The sequence below is a fragment of the Micromonospora sp. WMMD1082 genome (genome assembly GCF_029626175.1).
In the GTDB taxonomy this organism is placed as follows: domain Bacteria; phylum Actinomycetota; class Actinomycetes; order Mycobacteriales; family Micromonosporaceae; genus Micromonospora.
The window spans coordinates 4,630,618-4,648,331 of sequence record NZ_JARUBM010000002.1 but is presented as its reverse complement, the minus strand read 5'-3'; the positions used below and the strand labels follow the sequence as shown (position 1 = coordinate 4,648,331).

14 protein-coding genes are annotated in these 17,714 nt (G+C 73.7%); 10 read left to right on the top strand and 4 right to left on the bottom strand.

The features are described 5' to 3' along the window. Positions 1–36: 36 nt before the first annotated feature. The 4 genes from sucB to O7615_RS21495 all read left to right on the top strand — a co-directional run bounded on the left by sucB (position 37) and on the right by O7615_RS21495 (position 5,851). Positions 37–1,878, top strand: a complete 1,842-nt coding sequence (gene sucB, locus O7615_RS21510; protein WP_278179596.1) for a 2-oxoglutarate dehydrogenase, E2 component, dihydrolipoamide succinyltransferase — start codon at positions 37–39, stop codon at positions 1,876–1,878. 107 nt (positions 1,879–1,985) lie between these two features. Further along, a complete protein-coding gene (locus O7615_RS21505; RefSeq protein WP_278179594.1) occupies positions 1,986–3,311 on the top strand; it encodes a low temperature requirement protein A in 1,326 nt (441 codons plus the stop codon). A gap of 592 nt (positions 3,312–3,903) precedes the next feature. Further along, positions 3,904–4,905, top strand: a complete 1,002-nt coding sequence (locus O7615_RS21500; protein ID WP_278182182.1) for an aldo/keto reductase — start codon at positions 3,904–3,906, stop codon at positions 4,903–4,905. A 46-nt stretch (positions 4,906–4,951) separates the two neighbouring features. Beyond that, entirely contained in the window at positions 4,952–5,851 is a 900-nt protein-coding gene (locus tag O7615_RS21495) for a TIGR01777 family oxidoreductase (RefSeq protein ID WP_278179593.1), read from the top strand. A 22-nt stretch (positions 5,852–5,873) separates the two neighbouring features. Here the strand turns inward: O7615_RS21495 and O7615_RS21490 are convergent, their stop codons facing one another. Beyond that, a complete protein-coding gene (locus O7615_RS21490) occupies positions 5,874–7,115 on the bottom strand; it encodes a PHB depolymerase family esterase (RefSeq protein ID WP_278179592.1) in 1,242 nt (413 codons plus the stop codon). 182 nt (positions 7,116–7,297) lie between these two features. Here O7615_RS21490 and O7615_RS21485 point away from each other — a divergent pair, with 182 nt between their 5' ends. From O7615_RS21485 to O7615_RS21465, 5 genes are all read left to right on the top strand, one after another. Continuing rightward, positions 7,298–9,115, top strand: a complete 1,818-nt coding sequence (locus O7615_RS21485) for a DUF2079 domain-containing protein (protein ID WP_278179590.1) — start codon at positions 7,298–7,300, stop codon at positions 9,113–9,115. Positions 9,116–9,226: 111 nt separating this feature from the next. Then, complete coding sequence (gene lipB, locus O7615_RS21480; RefSeq protein ID WP_278179589.1) at positions 9,227–9,868, top strand: lipoyl(octanoyl) transferase LipB; 642 nt, start codon at positions 9,227–9,229, stop codon at positions 9,866–9,868. A 79-nt stretch (positions 9,869–9,947) separates the two neighbouring features. Next, on the top strand, positions 9,948–10,652 hold the full coding sequence (locus tag O7615_RS21475) for a hypothetical protein (protein ID WP_278179588.1): 705 nt from the start codon (positions 9,948–9,950) through the stop codon (positions 10,650–10,652). Next, the gene (locus O7615_RS21470) at positions 10,649–11,323 is read left to right on the top strand and encodes a DUF4166 domain-containing protein (protein ID WP_278179587.1); all 675 of its coding nucleotides are present in this window, start codon (positions 10,649–10,651) and stop codon (positions 11,321–11,323) included. The genes O7615_RS21475 and O7615_RS21470 overlap by 4 nt, the downstream gene beginning before the upstream one ends. A gap of 13 nt (positions 11,324–11,336) precedes the next feature. Continuing rightward, positions 11,337–11,957 (top strand): TetR family transcriptional regulator, encoded by a 621-nt coding sequence (locus tag O7615_RS21465; RefSeq protein WP_278179586.1) that lies wholly within the window; start codon positions 11,337–11,339, stop codon positions 11,955–11,957. A gap of 21 nt (positions 11,958–11,978) precedes the next feature. Here O7615_RS21465 and aspS read toward each other — a convergent pair whose 3' ends face one another. Then, positions 11,979–13,265 carry an aspartate--tRNA(Asn) ligase gene (aspS, locus tag O7615_RS21460; protein WP_278179585.1) on the bottom strand — a complete coding sequence of 429 codons (1,287 nt, stop codon included), beginning with the start codon at positions 13,263–13,265 and terminating at the stop codon, positions 11,979–11,981. 183 nt (positions 13,266–13,448) lie between these two features. Here aspS and lipA point away from each other — a divergent pair, with 183 nt between their 5' ends. Then, entirely contained in the window at positions 13,449–14,489 is a 1,041-nt protein-coding gene (lipA, locus tag O7615_RS21455; protein WP_278179582.1) for a lipoyl synthase, read from the top strand. 49 nt (positions 14,490–14,538) lie between these two features. On the opposite strand, the gene O7615_RS21450 is transcribed toward lipA, so the two are convergent. Together O7615_RS21450 and O7615_RS21445 are read right to left on the bottom strand one after the other, a co-directional pair. Next, entirely contained in the window at positions 14,539–17,508 is a 2,970-nt protein-coding gene (locus O7615_RS21450) for a helix-turn-helix transcriptional regulator (protein WP_278179581.1), read from the bottom strand. Beyond that, entirely contained in the window at positions 17,505–17,666 is a 162-nt protein-coding gene (locus tag O7615_RS21445; RefSeq protein WP_278179580.1) for a hypothetical protein, read from the bottom strand. The genes O7615_RS21450 and O7615_RS21445 overlap by 4 nt, the downstream gene beginning before the upstream one ends. Positions 17,667–17,714: the final 48 nt, after the last annotated feature.

The window sequence follows — 17,714 nt, the reverse complement described above, 5'->3', positions numbered from 1 at the left end:
ATCCCCCCACCAGGGAAATGAAGGAGTCTGGAGAACATGCCGGTATCGGTCACCATGCCCCGGCTCGGCGAGAGCGTCACCGAGGGCACCGTCACGCGCTGGCTCAAGCAGGAGGGTGACACCGTCGAGGTCGACGAGCCGCTGCTTGAGGTGTCCACCGACAAGGTCGACACCGAGATCCCGTCCCCGGCGGCCGGAGTGCTGACCCGGATCGTGGTGGGCGAGGACGAGACGGCCGACGTCGGCAGCGAGCTGGCGGTGATCTCCGGCGAGGGCGAGTCGGCCGGCGGCGCGGGCGAGTCCGCTGGCGGCGAGGCTCCCGAGCAGCAGCAGGCCGCCGGGCAGCAGGAGGAGGCCCCGGCGGAGCAGGCCGCCGAGGCGGCCGAGGAGCCGCAGGCCGAGGCGGAGCAGCCGGCCGTCGAGGAGCCGGCCGAGCAGCCGGCCCCGGCAGCGTCGGGCGAGGGGACTCCGGTGCAGATGCCGGCGCTCGGCGAGAGCGTCACCGAGGGTACGGTCACCCGCTGGCTCAAGCAGGTCGGCGAGACCGTCGAGGTGGACGAGCCGCTGCTGGAGGTCTCCACCGACAAGGTCGACACGGAGATTCCCTCGCCGGTCGCCGGCACCGTTCTGGAGATCAAGGTCGCCGAGGACGAGACCGCCGAGGTCGGCGCGACCCTGGCCGTGGTCGGTGCCGCCGGCGGCGCCCCGGCCGAGGCCAAGCCGGAGCCGAAGCCCGAGCCGAAGGCGGAGGCCAAGCCCGAGCCGAAGCCGCAGGCGAAGCCGGAGCCGCAGGTGTCCGAGCCGACGCCCGGCACGTCGTACAACGAGCCCGCCGCGGAGGCCGAGGCGGCACCGGAGCCGGTCCGGGCCGAGCAGGCGGCGCAGCCGGCGGCTCCCGCGCAGCGCACGACGGCGCCGTCCAACGGCGGCGAGCAGGCGGCCGGTTACGTAACCCCGCTGGTACGCAAGCTCGCCGGCGAGCACAACGTGGACCTCGCCTCGGTCAACGGCACCGGCGTCGGTGGCCGGATCCGCAAGCAGGACGTGCTGGACGCGGCCGAGAAGGCCCGCGCCGCCAAGGCCGCACCGGCTCCGGCGCAGCAGCCCGCCGCGGCCGCCCCGGCCCGGGCCGCCGAGAAGCCGCAGCCGAGCGCCAAGCGTGGCACCACCGAGAAGCTGCCCCGGATCCGTTCGGCCATCGCCAAGCGGATGCTGCAGTCGCTGCACGACATGGCGCAGCTCACCACGGTGATCGAGGTGGACGTCACCAAGGTCGCCAAACTGCGGGCGCAGGCCAAGGAGTCGTTCCTTCAGCGGCACGGCGTCAAGCTGTCGTTCCTGCCGTTCTTCGCCCTCGCCGCCATCGAGGCGCTCCAGCGGTACCCGATCGTCAACGCCAGCATGGACATGGACGCCGGCACGATCACCTACCCCGAGGCCGAGAACCTCGGCATCGCGGTGGACACCGAGCGGGGCCTGCTGGTGCCGGTCATCCACAACGCCGGTGACCTCAACCTGGGTGGCATCGCCAAGCGGGTCGCCGACCTGGCCGAGCGCACCCGGACCAACAAGATCAGCCCGGACGAGATCGCCGGTGCGACCTTCACGCTGACCAACACCGGCAGCCGGGGTGCCCTCTTCGACACCCCGATCGTGCCCTCGCCGCAGTCGGCGATGCTGGGCACGGGTGCCGTGGTCAAGCGCCCGGTCGTGGTGAACGACCCGGAGCTGGGCGAGGTCGTCGCGGTACGCCAGATGGTCTACCTGGCCCTGTCGTACGATCACCGGCTGATCGACGGTGCCGACGCGGCCCGTTTCCTGACCGCGGTCAAGGAGCGGCTGGAGGCCGGCAACTTCGAAGCCGAACTCGGCCTGTAACCCCCCGCACCTCCCCGAGGGCGCCCCGGTCACCACGACCCGGGCGCCCTCCGCCCTACCGCCGTCAAACAGGCCCCGTGCCTGGTCGGGGCTGCGAGACTCAGGCCGTGGGCGACGCGGGCTGGCGGAAACGGCTGGGGCCGGCCGTCAACATCGCGCCGGGCGCCCGGGTCGACAAGTTCGAGATCTTCTTCGACCTGGTCTTCGTCTTCTCGTTCTTCATCATCACCCGGGCCACCGCGGCCAACATCAACGGGCGGCAACTGCTGCACGCCGTGCTCGTGCTCGCCGTCCTCTGGTGGTGCTGGGTGGTGCACACGGTGGTGGCGACCCGGATCCGCATCGGCGAGGGTTTCGTACCGGTGCTGATGATCGTCGGGATGGCCGCGCTGTTCTGCTTCGCGCTCGCCCTGCCGCAGGCGTTCATGGACCCACGGGGCAGCGAGGCCGGGCCGATGGTGGTGGCGGTCAGTTACGTGGTCATCCGCGCCGTACACGTGTCCCTGTTCCTGCACATCGTCCGCGACGCTCCGGCGGAGCGCCGGCAGTTGCTGCGGTACGCCCCCGAGCTGGCCCTGAGCACCGTCCTGCTGCTGGTCGCCGCGCTGCTACCCGCCCACATTCCCCACACCGGGACGGCCGAGTTCGTCCGGGACGCGCTCTGGGTCACCGTGGTGGTGCTCCAGTACGGCACCGGGCTGCTCGCCCGCACCTGGGGCTGGCAGGTGACCTCGGCGGAGCACTGGACCGAACGGTACGACCTGATTCTGATCATCGCGCTGGGCGAGTCGGTGATCTCCGTCGGCGTCGGCAGCAACCTGCTCGGCCAGGCACCGACTCTGCCCGGGGTGACCGCTGCCGTACTCGGGATCGTCTTCACCGCCACCCTCTGGTGGGCGCACTACGACCTGATCGGTCCGGCCGCCCGGATCGCCCTGCACTCCACCCTGGGCCGCGCCCGGGTGCTGATGGCCCGCGACGCCTACGCGTACCTCTACCTGCCGATGATCGCCGGGATCATCACGTTCGCCCTCGGCGCGGAGGGCATCGTGCACGACATCGCCGCGCCCGGGGTGCCGATCTCCGAGCCGGCACACGGCCCGGACGTGCCGCTGCTGTTCGGCGGGGTGGCCCTGTATCTGGCCGGGAACATGCTCTTCCAGCTGCGTACCCTGCGCACGGTCTCCTGGCTGCGGGTCGGCACCCTGGGCCTGCTCGCCGCCGGCGTCCCGGTCGCCATGCCCCTGCCCGGGCTGGCCGCCCTCGGCCTGCTCACCGCGATCTGCGTCGGCCTGATCACCGCCGAGGTGGTGCTGATGTCCGAGTCCCGGCACGCCCTGCGCGCGGTGGTCTTCGAGGAACGCACCGCCCACGAGGCCCACGAGGCCGCGTACCGCGCCCGCTGGCACGGCCAGCCCCCCGGCTCGACCTGACCAGGCGCTGCTCGGGGTCGCCTCCGGCCCGACAATTCGGTCCCGTGCGCCCGGCACCGTCACCTCAGCGGCCGGCCGCCCTCGGCACTGTCGATCCGGGCGCGCACCGGCGGAAGTCAGCCACCCGACACCAGCTGGGCGCAGAGCGAGCCGACGCCACCGCCGGACGCCCACGCCGACGCCCACGCCCACGCCCACGCCCACGCCCACGCCGACCAGATCTTGGACACTTTCCGTGCCGCGCTAACGGGAACTGTCCAAGATCTGGTCGGGCAGGCGAAGTGCCGGCTCGGTCAGTCAGCCGGAGGCCGCTCAGTCACGAAGACCCCAAGGCGGGTCCGCGCGGGTGACGCTGCCGCGGGAGTACGCGCACGACCGCGTGGCGCTGCTGGTCTATCTCGGCGGGCTGCTGCACGACGCCGCCGACCAGTTGTACGCCCTCGACCCGCACCACGGGCCGGAACCGGGGCAGCTCTACGAGCGCTTCCTCGGCTGGGCGCTGATCCGGCGAACCCGGCTGCTGGACGAGCCGGCCGCCGTCACGCACGTTCCGGTTGACTTCGAGTGGGCTCTAGACGGGACGCTGGTCGGCATGACGACGACACGGAAACTGGGCCGCAGCGGGATCGAGGTCAGCGCGATCGGCATGGGGTGCTGGGCGATCGGTGGACCGCTCTGGGGCGACGAAGGGCAGCCGTACGGCTGGGGCGAGGTGGACGACGAGGAGTCGGTGCGCGCCGTCCACGCGGCGCTCGACCACGGGGTGACCTTCTTCGACACGGCCAGCAACTACGGGGCCGGGCACAGCGAGCGGGTGCTCGGCCGGGCGCTCGCCGGCCGGCGCGACCGGGTGGTGATCGCCACGAAGTTCGGCCACACCGCCGAGGAGGCCACCCGCCGGGCCACCGGCACCGACCACCGTCCGGAGTATGCGGTGGCCAGCCTGGAGGGGTCGCTGCGCCGGCTCGGCACCGACCACGTCGACCTGTTCCAGCTGCACCTCAATGATCTGGCCCCGGCCCTCGCGCTGGACCTGGTCGACACGCTGGAGGCCCAGGTCGGCAAGGGCACAATCCGGGCGTACGGGTGGAGCACCGACCATCCTGCCTCGGCGGCCACCTTCGCGGCGGCCGCCCCGCACTGCACCGCGATCCAGCACGAGCAGTCCGTGCTCCGGGACAACGCCGACCTGCTGGCGGTCTGCGAGGAGTACGACCTCGGCAGCATCGCCCGTGGGCCGCTGGCGATGGGGCTGCTCACCGCCGCCACCCGGTCGCTCGGCGCTGACGACGTGCGGGGGCGGGCGCCGGACTGGCTGGAGTGGTTCGCCGACGGTCAACCGGCTCCACAGTGGGCCGAGCGGGTGGCCGGTGTCCGTGCGGCGCTCACCGCCGACGGCCGTACCCTCGCCCAGGGCGCGCTCGGCTGGCTGCTGGCCCGCAGCCCGCGTACGGTGCCGATTCCCGGCTTCCGCACGGTGGCCCAGGTCGAGGAGAACGTCGCCACCCTCGCCCGGGGTCCGCTGCCCGCCGACGCGTACGCCGAGGTCGAACGGCACCTGGCGGACCTGCGGCCGGCCGGCGCGAGGGCGTGAGCGAGCCGGCGCGGCCGGGCGGTGGGGCGTACCCGAAGATGTAGGCATGCGGATCCTCATGGCCGGCGCGTCCGGCTTCCTCGGCACCCGGCTGGTCGACCTGCTCGTCGCCGACGGGCACCAGGTGACCCGGCTGGTACGGCGACCACCGCGCACCGCTGACGAGCGGCGGTGGTCGCCGTCGGCGGCGCAGCTGGACCCGGCGCTGGTCGCCGAGGCCGACGCGGTGGTGAACCTGGCCGGCGCCGGGGTGGGCGACCGGCGCTGGAACGACCGGTACAAGCAGCTGATCCGGTCCAGCCGGGTGGACACCACCAGCACCCTGGCCACCACCATCGCCGGGTTGCCGGCGGCCGACCGGCCCGAGGCGCTGCTGAACGCCTCGGCGATCGGCTGGTACGGCAACACCGGCGACCGGGTGGTCGAGGAGGACGCGCCGGCCGGCGACGGCTTCCTCGCCGACGTGGCCCGGGTCTGGGAGGCGGCCACCCGGCCGGCCGAGGACGCCGGGGTACGCGTGGTGCGGCTGCGCACCGGGCTGCCGCTGCACCGCGACGGCGGGCTGCTCAAGCCGCAGCTGCTGCCGTTCAAGCTGGGCATCGCCGGCCGGCTCGGCAGCGGGCGGCAGTGGCTTCCGTGGATCTCGCTGGCCGACTGGCTCCACGCCGTCGCGTTCCTGCTGGCCCGGGCCGATCTCGCCGGCCCGGTCAACGTGGTCGGGCCGGCGCCGGTCACCAACGCGGAGTTCACCCGGGAGCTGGCTCGGCAGCTGCACCGCCCCGCGATCATCCCGATCCCGGCCCTGGCGCTGAAGGTCGCCCTCGGCGGCTTCGCCCACGAGGCCCTCACCAGCACCCGCGTCCTGCCCGGCGTGCTCAACCGCGCCTCGTTCACCTTCCGCCACCCCGACCTCCCCACCGCCCTCCACGCCGCCCTGACGGACTAACCCCGGTAGCCCCGGCCCGGCGTCAGCAGCCGATCACCCAGTGGTTGGGGGCGGTCTGGCGCAGGGCGGTGGTGTAGAAGGTGTTGTAGAGGCCCATCCGTTCGTCGGAGCCGTTGGCGTAGGCGTAGCCGCCGGAGTGGTAGGCGCGGCCGGCGGTCACGTGGGCGTAGTTGCTGGCGGTGACGCAGGTCGGCGACCCGGTCGGGCTGGGCGACGCGGTGGGGCTCGGCGACGCCGTGGGGGACGCGGTGGGGCTTGCGGTCGGCGTCGGGGTCGGGGTCGGGCTCACGCCGCCGTTCAGGCCGAAGAAGAGCGCGTCGTGGTACGCCGAGCAGATGGTGTCCAGGAAGTACGCGGCCGCGGTGCCGCACTGGTCGGCGCCGGCTCCCGGGTCGACCGGGGTGCCGTGGCCCATGCCGGAGACCCGGTGGACCCGGACCACGTCGTTGCCGTACACCTCCAGGCTGGTGCCGGCCGGCAGTTGCCCGGTGCTGGTGGGGGTCTGCGACACGCCCAGCACGTTGGTCCACTGGTCGCGGGACTCGGTGGCGTTGGCCGTCGCCACGGTGTAGTCACTGGTGCCGTGCCAGATCGCCACCTTCGGGCGGGTGCCGGAATAGCCGGAGTGGGCGCTGCGGACCAGGTCGCCCCACTGCGCGGGGGTCCGGTCCACGCCCGGGCTCATGCAGGTGAAGGCGTTGACCATGCTGGTGGCGCAGCGGTAGGGCATGCCGGCGATGATCGAGCCGCCGGCGAAGACGTCCGGGTAGGTGGCGAGCATGGTCGCGCTCATCGCCCCGCCGGCCGACAGTCCACTGACGTAGACCCGGTTGGCGGCCGTGCCGTACGCCGACCGCGCGTGGTCGACCATCTGCTTGATCGACAGGGCCTCGCCCTGACCCCGGGTCGTGTCGGCGGTTTCGAACCAGTTGAAGCAGGCGCTGGAGTTGTTGGCCGAGCGCTGCTCCGGCACGATCAGCGCGAACCGCCACTGGTCGGCGTACTTCTGCCAGCCGGAGTTGGCGAAGTAGCCACTGGCGTTCTGGGCGCAGCCGTGCAGCAGCACGACGGCCGGGGCGTTCGATGGCAGGTTGTCCGGGCGGTAGGCGTACATGGCGAGGTTGCCGGGGTTGGAGCCGAAGCTGCTGACCTGGGTCAGGGATGCGGCCTGCGCGGGAGCGGCGGCGACGGCCACCAGCGCGGCGGCGGCCAGGACCAGCCCGGCCAGCGCACCGGCGAGTCGGCCGGTAGGGGTGCGGCGCACGGGACCTCCAGGGTGTGTGAGCTGGATCACCGATAATTGCCGCGACGTTACGCAGGTGTGTCGCACTGATGACATGGCGAGCGTGCACACATTCGTCGATGCCCGGGTGTGGCTCGATCAAGGGGTCTCGTGTACCGCCGGTCTGACCGGGCTGTCCCGGTGCGGTTGGTAACGTCCGCTAGGTGCCCACCTCCCCGTCCCTGGCGTCCACGCCCGCATCGCCCGCACGCGTCGACCGTGACCGGCGCGCCGACCTGGTCGTGACGGTGCTCGCGCTGGCCCTGGCCGGCTGGGTGACCAGCGGAATGTGGATCGACCCGAACGGCCGGGCGATCACCGTCAACTCCAGCGACCAGGCGCTCTTCGAGTGGCTGCTGGCCTTCGGCGGCCACGCGGTGAGCCACGGGGAGAATCCGCTCTTCACCTATCTGATCAACGTCCCGGACGGGGTGAACCTCGCGGTCAACACCTCGATCACGGTGTACGCGGTGGTCTTCGCCCCGCTGACGTACCTGATCGGCCCGCCGGCCACCTTCCTGGTGATCCTCACCCTGAACCTGGCCGCGACCGCCATCGCCTGGTACTGGTTGCTCTCCCGGCACCTGGTCCGCAGCCCGCTCGCCGCCGCGGTCGGCGGACTGTTCATCGGCTTCTCCCCCGGCATGGTCTCGCACGCCAACGCCCACCTGAACTGGACCGCCGGCTGGCTGGTGCCGCTGCTGGTGTGGCGGCTGTTCGCGCTGCGCCGGCCGGGCCGCTGGCTGCGCGACGGGGTGCTCCTCGGCGTGCTCGTCGCGATCTCCTTCTCGATCGCCGCGGAGGGCCTCTTCTTCACCGCGCTGGCGCTCGGCCTCTTCGTCGCCGTCTGGGCGCTGCATCCCGCCAACCGCGCCGAGGCCCGGGCCGTGCTGCCGTCGTTCCTGCGCGGGCTCGCGGTGACCGCGGTGGTCGCCGGGGCGCTGCTGGCGTACCCGCTCTGGCTGCACTTCGCCGGGCCGCAGCGGTTCCACGGCACCGGCTTCGACGCGGTGATCCACTCCGAGGACATCGCGGCGTACGCCGCGTACCCGCGCCGCTCGCTGGCGGGCGAGGCCGGGCTGCGCACCTCACTGGCGCCGAACCCCACCGAGGAGAACTCCTTCTTCGGGCTGCCGCTGCTGGTGCTCGCCGCCGGCTGCTTCGTGCTGCTGTGGCGGCGAGCCGACGCGCACCGCCGGGCTATCCTGTGGGCGCTCGGGATCGTCGCGGTGGTCTTCGCCGCGCTCTCCTTCGGGCCGGTGGCCAAGGTCGACGGCGACCGCACCGACCTGCCGATGCCCTTCGACCTGCTCGGGCACCTGCCGGTGGTGAACGCCGCCCTGCCCGCCCGGTTCGCGCTGGTGGTGACGCCGGTGATCGGCCTGCTGCTGGCGTACGCGGTGGAGCAGCTCCGTCGGCGCCCGCCCGCCCGGCCGGCGGCGGTGGCCTGGACCGTCGGCTTCGCGGTGGCGCTGCTGCCGCTGTTCCCGACGCCGCTGCTGACCAGCGAACGCGAGCCCATCCCGCGCTTCATCACCTCCGGGGCCTGGCGGGAGTACGTCTCCCCCGGCGGGGTGCTGACCCCGGCACCGCTCGCCCTGGACGTCTACCCCGACGGCCAGCGCTGGCAGGCGTACGCGCTGGCGAACCGGCAGGGCGAGTTCGCCATCCCGTCCGGGTTCTTCCTCGGCCCCGGCGGTCCCGACGACCGGGGCCGGATCGGGCCGGTGCCGCGTCCCTTCGGCGCCCTGCTGGACCAGGCCGCCCGCACCGGCCTGCCGCCGATCGTCACCGCGGGCACCCGCGAGGAGGTACGGGCCGACCTGGAGCACTGGCGGATCGAGACCGTGGTGCTCGCCGACGAGGTGCACGGCGCCAAGTGGCCGGTCGACGAGGAGGCCATCCGGCGCACGTTGGTCCTGCTGTTCGGTGATCCGGAGCGGGTGGAGGACGTCTGGGTCTGGCGGGTCGGGCAGCGGTGACCGGCGCCGGTCCGGCCCGCGTCGTGCGCCGGCCCGCGCCCGTCAGCCCGGCCCGCGTCGTGAGCCGGCTCACCGCTGGTGACCAGCGAGTACGGGTCTAGGCTGGAACGCGTGACCGCGACGACCTCCGGCCTGACGGCCGTACGTGCCGGTGTCCTCGACTACACCGCCGCCTGGGACGAGCAGCGCCGCCTGCACGAGGCGGTCGTCTCTGGCGAGCACGGCGACACCGTGCTGCTGCTGGAGCACCCGAGCGTCTACACCGCCGGCAAGCGCACCGAGCCGTGGGACCGCCCGGTCGACGGCACCCCGGTGGTCGACGTGGACCGCGGCGGCAAGATCACCTGGCACGGCCCCGGGCAGCTGGTGGGCTACCCGATCCTGCGCCTGCCCGACCCCGTCGACGTGGTCGCGTACGTGCGGCGGGTCGAGCAACTGCTGATCGACGTCTGCGCCGAGTTCGGCCTGGCGGCGGGCCGGGTCGAGGGCCGCAGCGGGGTCTGGGTGCCGGCCGACGACGCCGGCCCGGCACGCAAGGTCGCCGCCATCGGCATCCGCGTGGCCCGGGGCGTCACGCTGCACGGCTTCTCCATAAACTGCGACTGCGACCTGACGTACTTCGACCGGATCGTGCCGTGCGGCATCCGGGACGCGGGCGTCACCTCGCTCACCGCCGAGCTGGGCCGCCCGGTCACCGTGGCCGACGTGCTCCCGGTCGTCGAGCGTCACCTGTCGACCATCCTCACGGTCTGACCTCGACCCCCACCCCGTTGAGCGATTGCTCAAGTCTTGCTACGCTTACTTGAGCAGTCGCTCAAATCGGGGGACGGACATGCGGCCGATCTACGTCGAGACGCTCATCGACGCACCGTTGGCACATGTCTGGTGGGCGACTCAGGAGCCCGGGGAACACCGCCGGTGGGACGTCCGCTTCGGCCGCATCGATGCCGTGCCCGGCACCGCGCCGGCCCGATTCCGGTACGCCACGACGGTGTTCCCCGGGCTCACCGTGCACGGCTGGGGCGTATCCGCCGGTGAGCGCGACCGGCCGGACGGCGCCCGCACCTCGGCGCTACGGTTCGGCTCGGACGACCCGCGTTCGCTGATCGCCGCCGGCTCGGGCTACTGGCGTTACCTGCCGGGCCCGCACGGGGTCCGTTTCCTGACCGGCTACTCCTACGTGCCCCGGTGGGGCCGCCTCGGCCGCCTGGTCGACCTCGCCTTCCGTCCCCTGTTCGGCTGGGCCACCGCGTGGTCGTTCGACCGGCTGCGGATCTGGCTGGAGCACGGGGTGCCACCGGAGCGCGCCCGGGCCAACGCCGCCCGGGAGGTCGTCCTGCGACTGGTCACGGTGGCGGCCGCCGGCACGGCGGGCAGCGCCGCCGGCCCGATCGCGGCGGCGCTCACGCTGGTCGCCGTCGGGGCGGCGGCCTGCCTGGTGCCCCCGCATCCCCACACGCCGGCCGCCCGGCGGTGCCGACGCCACCCGCTGGACCGCCTCGCCGCCCGGCCGCCCACCCTCCTGGAGCAGCTGTGACCTCCGTCTTCCAGCACGCCCTCGGTGCCGACTTCGACCGGCTGCACCCGCAACTGCGCCGCCGCTTCGGGGTGGACGGCGACGCCGACCTCGGCTGCGTGGGCACCGGCGTGATGGACCGGATCTGGCGGGGCCCCGCGTTCACCGCGCCCTTCCTGCGGCTGGGTGCCGTGCGGCACATCCTGTTCCCGGAGACCGGCCGGCAGGTCCCCTTCACCATCGAGAACTACGCCTACGCCGACTCGTACGGCCGCCCCACGCTCACCTTTGTCCGCACGTTCCAGGTCGCCCCGCACCGGCGACGGCGCTTCGACGCCACCATGGTCTGGAGCCCTCGCCGGCGGATGCTCGTCGACTACCTCGGTACGCACCAGCACCTCGCGGTCGACCTGCACCTCGCCGTGGACGCCACCGGCGGACTGCGCATCCGCAGCGGGCTCCAGCGGTTCTCCAACGGCCTGGCCTGCCCCGCCGTCCTCACCGGCGAGGCCCGGGTGCGGGAATGGTACGACCAGCGGACCGGGCACTTCCGCATCGAGGTGGCGGTGACCAGCCGCCGGTTCGGCCCGCTGTTCGGTTACGCCGGCAGCTTCACGGTCCGCTACGCACGCCCGGACCGGGCACCGGTGCCCGCCGCCGTCCGGCCGCTACGGGAGAATCCCCGGGAGTGAACCGGAGGACCCCATGGGCACCCGCGAGAAGCTGATCGACGGCGCGCTCGCCGCGATCCGTGAACACGGTATCGCCGGCGTGTCGGCACGCACCATCGCCGCCGCGGCCGGCGTCAACCAGGCCCTGGTCTTCTACCACTTCGGCAGCGTGGACGACCTGCTGGGTGCGGCCTGCCAGCGCGCGACGGCGGCCCGGGTCGAGCTGTACCGGGCCCGCTTCGCCGAGGTGACCTCCCTGCGCGAGCTGCTCGACCTCGGGCGGACGCTGCACGAGCAGGAACGGGCCGAGGGCAACGTGGCGGTGCTGGCCCAGTTGCTGGCCGGCGCCCAGACCGACCCTCGGCTCGCCGACCCCACGGCGGCGGCGCTGCGGCTCTGGACGGTGGAGATCGAGGCCGTCCTGCACCGGCTGCTGGACGGCTCGCCGGCCGCTCCGGTCGCCGACCCGCCCGGACTGGCCCGGGCCATCTCCGCCGCCTTCATCGGTCTGGAACTCTTCGACGGCGTCGACCCGGCCGGTGCCCGCGCCGCCTTCGACGCGCTGGAGCGGCTGGCCACGCTGGTCGAGGTGGTCGACGACCTCGGCCCCCTCGCCCGCCGCGCCGTCCGGGCAAAGCTACGCGGCCTGACCTGACCGTCGATCATGAAGTTGTGGCTACGGGGTGAGGCGGTGGAGGTCGCGGGGGAAGGGGGTGACCTCGCGGATGTTGGAAACGCCGGTCAGGCGGGCGACGAAACGTTCGAGGCCGATGGCGAAACCGCCGTGCGGCGGCATCCCGTGGCGGAAGGCGTCGACGTAGCCGGCGTACGGCCCGGTCGGTTCGCCCCGGGCCGCCAGGGCGGCCAGGTAGTCGGCGTGCCGGTGCAGCCGCTGCCCGCCGGTCACCAGCTCCAGGCCCCGGAACAGCAGGTCGAAGCCGTTTGAGTAGGCGGGCCGGGCCGGGTCCGGATGGGTGTAGAACGGCCGCTTCGCCATCGGGTACCCGGTGACGAAGAGGAACTCCGAGCCGTGCTCGCGCCGGGCCCACTCGCCGAGCGCACGCTCGTGCGCCGGGGCCAGGTCCGGTTCGTCGGCGGGCGCACCGGCGATCTCCAGGGCCTCGGTGAAGTGCACGGCCGGGATCTGCGCCGGCACCGCCGGCAGCGCCACGTCGAGAGTCGCCAGCGCGCCACCGGCGGACTCCCCGACCGAGTCCAGCATGCCGGTGAGGGTGTCCCGCAGCACCGCCATCACGTCCCGGTGGTCGGTGACGAAGCCCAGCTCGGCGTCGAGCGAGGTGTATTGCGCCAGGTGCCGTACGGTGTCGTGCGGTTCCGCGCGGAACACCGGCCCGACCTCGTAGACGCGTTCGAAGACACCGACCATGAGCTGCTTGTAGAACTGCGGCGACTGGGCGAGGTACGCGGGCCGCCCGAACCAGTCCAGCGCGAAGACGTTCGCCCCGCTCTCGGTGGACGAGGCGACCACCTTCGGTGTGTGGATCTCCACGAACCGGCGGGCGTCCAGCGCGGCCCGGAAGCCGGCCACCGCCGCCGCCGAGATCCGCAGCGCCGCCGATCGGGTCGGGTGGCGCAGCGCCACGGGCGCGTTGTCCAGTTGGGTGGGCAGGCTCGCGGTGAGGGCCGGGCGGTAGAGGTCGAACGGCGGCGGTACGGCGGGCGGGCCGAGTGGGCGTACCGCCGGGTCGGTCAGCTCGACCCCGCCGGGCGCGGCGGCGTTCGCGACCACGGTGGCGCTCACCTCGACGACGGTCTCCTCGGGCAGTTCCTCGATCACCGCGCGTACCGCCGGGTCGGTGACCACGACCTGGGCGAAGCCGGCGGCGTCCCGGACGATCAGGAAGGCCACCGACTTGAGCAGCCGACGGCGGTGCACCCAGCCGGCGATCCGGACGGTACGCCCGGCGTGTGGGGTGAGTTGGTCGGACAGGATGCGTTGCATGGCTACCTCCTCGATCAATCGCAACGCGATCCCCTCGCAGCGACCGGCGGCTCTCTTCAACTGGCGGGTCGGGGCGCTACTCGGCTCCGTCGTCGCTTCTGCCGGGGGACGCTAGCACCGGGCCGGACCGTCCTGTTACGTGTTTTTCCCGCCCCCGGTGTCCGGCGTCACAGGATTTCCGGGGTGACGGCCGTCGCCTGCCGTTCATCGACGGCCGCCACCCGGCGTAGGCTCGTTTTTGTGACGATCGAGCACTCCGCGCCGACGACCGGCCACGCCGCGCGTACCGCGACTCCCGCACCGGAGGGGCGGCGGCTACTGCGGATCGAGGCCCGCAACGCCGAGACGCCGATCGAGCGCAAACCCCCGTGGATCAAGGTCAAGGCCACGATGGGCCCGGAGTACACCCAGCTGCGCGGGCTGGTCGCCCGCGAGGGGTTGCACACGGTGTGCCAGGAGGCCGGCTGCCCCAACATCTACGAGTGCTGGGAGGATCGCGAGGCCACCTTCCTCATCGGCGGCGACCAGTGCACCCGCCGCTGCGACTTCTGCCAGATCGACACCGGCAGGCCGGCCGAGTTCGACGCCGACGAGCCGCGCCGGGTCGCCGAGTCGGTGGTGTCGATGGGGCTGCGGTACGCCACGATCACCGGCGTCGCCCGCGACGACCTGCCCGACGGCGGGGCCTGGCTCTACGCCGAGACCGTCCGGCAGATCCACGCCCTGCAGCCCGGCTGCGGCGTCGAGCTGTTGATCCCCGACTTCAATGCGGTGCCCGAGCAGCTCGCCGAGGTCTTCGGGGCCCGGCCGGAGGTGCTCGCGCACAACGTCGAGACGGTGCCGCGGATCTTCAAGCGGATCCGGCCGGCGTTCCGCTACGAGCGCTCGCTGGACGTCATCCGGCAGGCCCGCGCGGCCGGCCTGGTCACCAAGAGCAACCTGATCCTGGGCCTGGGCGAGGAGCGGACCGAGGTCTCCCAGGCGCTGCGTGACCTGCACGCCGCCGGCTGTGAGCTGATCACCATCACGCAGTACCTCCGCCCCACGCCCCGGCACCACCCCGTGGAGCGCTGGGTCAAGCCGGAGGAGTTCGTCGAGCTGCGCGAGGAGGCCGAGGAGATCGGCTTCGCCGGCGTGATGAGCGGCCCCCTGGTCCGCTCCTCCTACCGCGCCGGCCGCCTCTACCAACAGGCCCTCACCGCCCGCCACACCCTTGCCAGCTGACCCACCCCACCGCCCCCTCCCGCGAGGGCGGCGGTGGGGAGGCAGCGGGTCAGGGGGTGGTGAGGAGGTTGAGGCGGTGAGCCACGGCGGCCGCCTCGACCCGGTTGGTCACGTCCAGCTTGGCGATGATGCGGGAGACGTGCACGCTGGCCGTCTTCGGCGAGATGAACAGCTGCTCGGCGATGCGGCTGTTGCTGTGCCCCTCGGCGACCAGGCGCAGCACCTCCCGCTCCCGCTCGGTCAGCAGATCCGCGCCCGGACGACCCCGACCCGCGCCGCGCAGGCCGACCCGGCGGGCCAGGGTGGCCGCCCGCTCGGCGAGCCGGGTCGCGCCGAGCCCGTCGGCGAGGGTGGTCGCCTCGCCCACCGCCGACACCAACCCATCCCGCTCCCCCGCGCCGGCCGCCGCCTCGGCGTACCCGAGCAGCACCCGGGCGAGGGCCGCGGGCTGGCCGGCGGTGCGCCAGGCCGCGACCGCCACCCGCCAGGCGGTCAGCGGGTCGTCGCCGGGTGCCACGGTGGCGGCGACCTCGGCGGCGTACGCCCGCTCGGCGGGGAACCGGACCAGCACGGTGCCGGCCAACGCGGCCACCCGTTCGGCGAGCCCTTCGTCGGCGGTGTACCGGGCGACCTGGGCCAGCGCGGCAAGCACCGGCCAGCCGTAGCGGGGATGCGCGGTGATCGCCGGGTCGGTCAGGCTCGCCTCGGCCGCCCGCAGCGCCTCGGCCCGGTCGTCGGCGGCGAGCGCCGCCATCATCCGCAGCTCCGACAGCGGAAGCCGGTTGTGCGGGTGCAGGTAGGGCTTGCTGAGGAAGCTCAGCGCCCGGCCGACCGTCTCGTCGGCGCGGGGATGCTCCTGGGCCAGCCGCAGCCCGGCCCGTAGTTGCAGCCAGTGCAGCCCGGACACTCCGGGCAGGTCGAGCCGGGCGGCCTCGGCGCACACCTGGTCGGCCTCCGCCCACCGGCCCAGCGCCAGCAGCGCCTCGGCCCGGTTGGAGAGCAGGTACGCACCGGTGGATCGGCTGATCCCGACCCGGCGCGCCTCGGCCACCCCGTCCACCACGGCCTGCGCCGACTCCTCGTAGCGGCCCAGCTCGAAGAGCACGTCGGAGATGTGTACCAGCGCTTTGACCAGGGCGGTCACCTCGCCGGTGGCCTGGGCCAGCGCCGCGTACCCCCGCAGCTCGGCCAGCCCGAGATCCGCCGAACCGTCCCTTCGGCGCAGCCACGCGAGCTGCATCGGCAGCATCGCGCCCGACACACCGGCGGCCTGTGCGGCCGCTGCCACCTCTGCGCCGATCCGGGCGCCGTCGGCGTGGTCGATCCGGGCCAGGTGGTCGACGAGGTCGGCGAGCAGGGCCAGCCGCTCCGGGCCGTCCGGCACCCCCGACGTCAGCCGGTACGCCTCCCGCAGCTCGGTCGCGCCGTCGCTCTTGCCGAGCATGGCCAGCATCCGGCCGCGCCGGTCCAGCAGCCGCGCCGCACGCAGCGGCTGCGCGTCGGTGTCCACCTCGGCCAGGGCGGCCCGGGTCAGGGTCAGCGCGCGCTGGTAGTCACCGGCGGTGGTCGCGGCGGTGAGCGTCTCCTCCAGCACCGCCAGGTGATCCATGCCGAGCCGGTCGGCCGCGTCGGGCACCAGCTCCCACAGCTCCAGCACCCGTTCCAGCAACCGCGTCTGCTCCGCGTACGCGTACCGGTCGGCAGCCGCGCAGGCGGCCACCCGGGCGGACACCAGGGCACGGGGGTGGTCGTGGGCCGCGTACCAGTGGTGGGCGATCTCGGCCGGGGCGCGGCCGGCGGCGACGAGGTGGGGCTGGGCCTCGACGGCGGCGGCGAACCGGGCGTGCAGGCGGGCGTGCTCGCCGGGCAGCAACTCGTCGTGGACGGCCTCGCGGACCAGCGCGTGCCGGAACTCGTAGTCCCCGTCCGGGTCGGCGACCAGCAGCTGGGCGGCGACGGCGGCCCGCACGGCGTCGTCCAGCTCAGGCTCGGGCAGCCCGGCGACCTCGGCGAGCAACCGGTGGGCCAGGCGGTTGCCGCCCGCCGCGGCGATCCGCAGCACCCGCTGGGCCGACTCGGGCAGCCGATCCACCCGGGCCAGCAGCAGGTCGCGCAGGGTGTCCGGCAGCGCGGCACAGCCGATCGGGCTACCGGCCGCGGCCAGCTCCTCGATGAACAGCGGGTTGCCCTGCGTACGGTCGTGGATGTCGTCGACCGCGCGGGCCGCCGGCTCGGCGCCGAGCAGCCCGGCGAGGACCGCACCGGTGCCGTCCCGGTCCAGCCGGGACAGCTCGATCCGGTCGACGTCGCGGGCCCGGTCCAGCTCGGCCAGGAACGGCCGTAGCGGGTGACCACGGTGCAGCTCGTCGGTGCGGTAGGTGCAGACCAGCAGCAGCCGGCCGGTGCGGGCGGCCCGCACCAGGAACCCGATCAGGTCGCGGGTCGACCGGTCGGCCCAGTGCAGATCCTCGATCACCAGCATCAGTGGCTGATCGGCGGCGAGCCGGCCGAACAGCTGGGCGACCAGGTCGAACAGGTAGCCACGGGGAGCGTCCGAGGGTGGCCCGGCGGCGGGCACGGTGGCACCGGCCGGCCGGGACAGCTCCGGCAGCAGGCGGGCGAACTCGGCCTCGTACCCGTCGAGGACGCCGGGGCCGTCCCGGCGCAGCACCGCCCGCAGCGCCGCGGCGAACGGGGCGAACGGTAGCCCGGCCTCACCGAGTTCGAGGCACTGGCCGACCAGCAGGCGGGCATCGTCGCCGACCGACCGCCCGAACTCCTCCAGCAGCCGGGTCTTGCCAACCCCGGCCTCGCCGCCGACCAGGACGGTGACCGGTTCCCCGGCACGGGCGCGGGCGAGCGCGTCCCGCAACCGCGACATCTCAGGTTGGCGGCCGACGAGACGGGTGCTGGGGGTGCGGACGGTCACGACACCGAGCATGCCACGCCCGGTCTCCGCCCCGTTCCCCACGACCGGGTGGGCGGCGGGGACGGGCGGGGACAGCTCAGGGGCGCTCACCGGGTGCTGCGGTCGGGGTGGTGCCGGCGCCGCAGCCAGCCGCGTGCCGACCGGTGTGGCACCGACCGGGCCAGCCGCTCCCGGGCGGCCTCGGCGCGCAGCTCGGCGGCGTGCGTACGGTGAAGGGTGAGCAGAAGGTCGGGGTCGTTGCCGAACATGTCGGTCTCCCTGCGATCGTCGTCAACTGGCGACTTTGACTCTGCTCG

Excerpts from the sequence above, each read along its gene's own strand:
- sucB (WP_278179596.1), top strand. The coding sequence starts at position 37 with ATGCCGGTATCGGTCACCATGCCCCGGCTCGGCGAGAGCGTCACCGAG.
- O7615_RS21500 (WP_278182182.1), top strand. The coding sequence starts at position 3,904 with ATGACGACGACACGGAAACTGGGCCGCAGCGGGATCGAGGTCAGCGCG.
- O7615_RS21465 (WP_278179586.1), top strand. The coding sequence starts at position 11,337 with ATGGGCACCCGCGAGAAGCTGATCGACGGCGCGCTCGCCGCGATCCGT.
- O7615_RS21475 (WP_278179588.1), top strand. The coding sequence starts at position 9,948 with ATGCGGCCGATCTACGTCGAGACGCTCATCGACGCACCGTTGGCACAT.
- O7615_RS21445 (WP_278179580.1), bottom strand. The coding sequence starts at position 17,666 with ATGTTCGGCAACGACCCCGACCTTCTGCTCACCCTTCACCGTACGCAC.
- aspS (WP_278179585.1), bottom strand. The coding sequence starts at position 13,265 with ATGCAACGCATCCTGTCCGACCAACTCACCCCACACGCCGGGCGTACC.
- O7615_RS21495 (WP_278179593.1), top strand. The coding sequence starts at position 4,952 with ATGCGGATCCTCATGGCCGGCGCGTCCGGCTTCCTCGGCACCCGGCTG.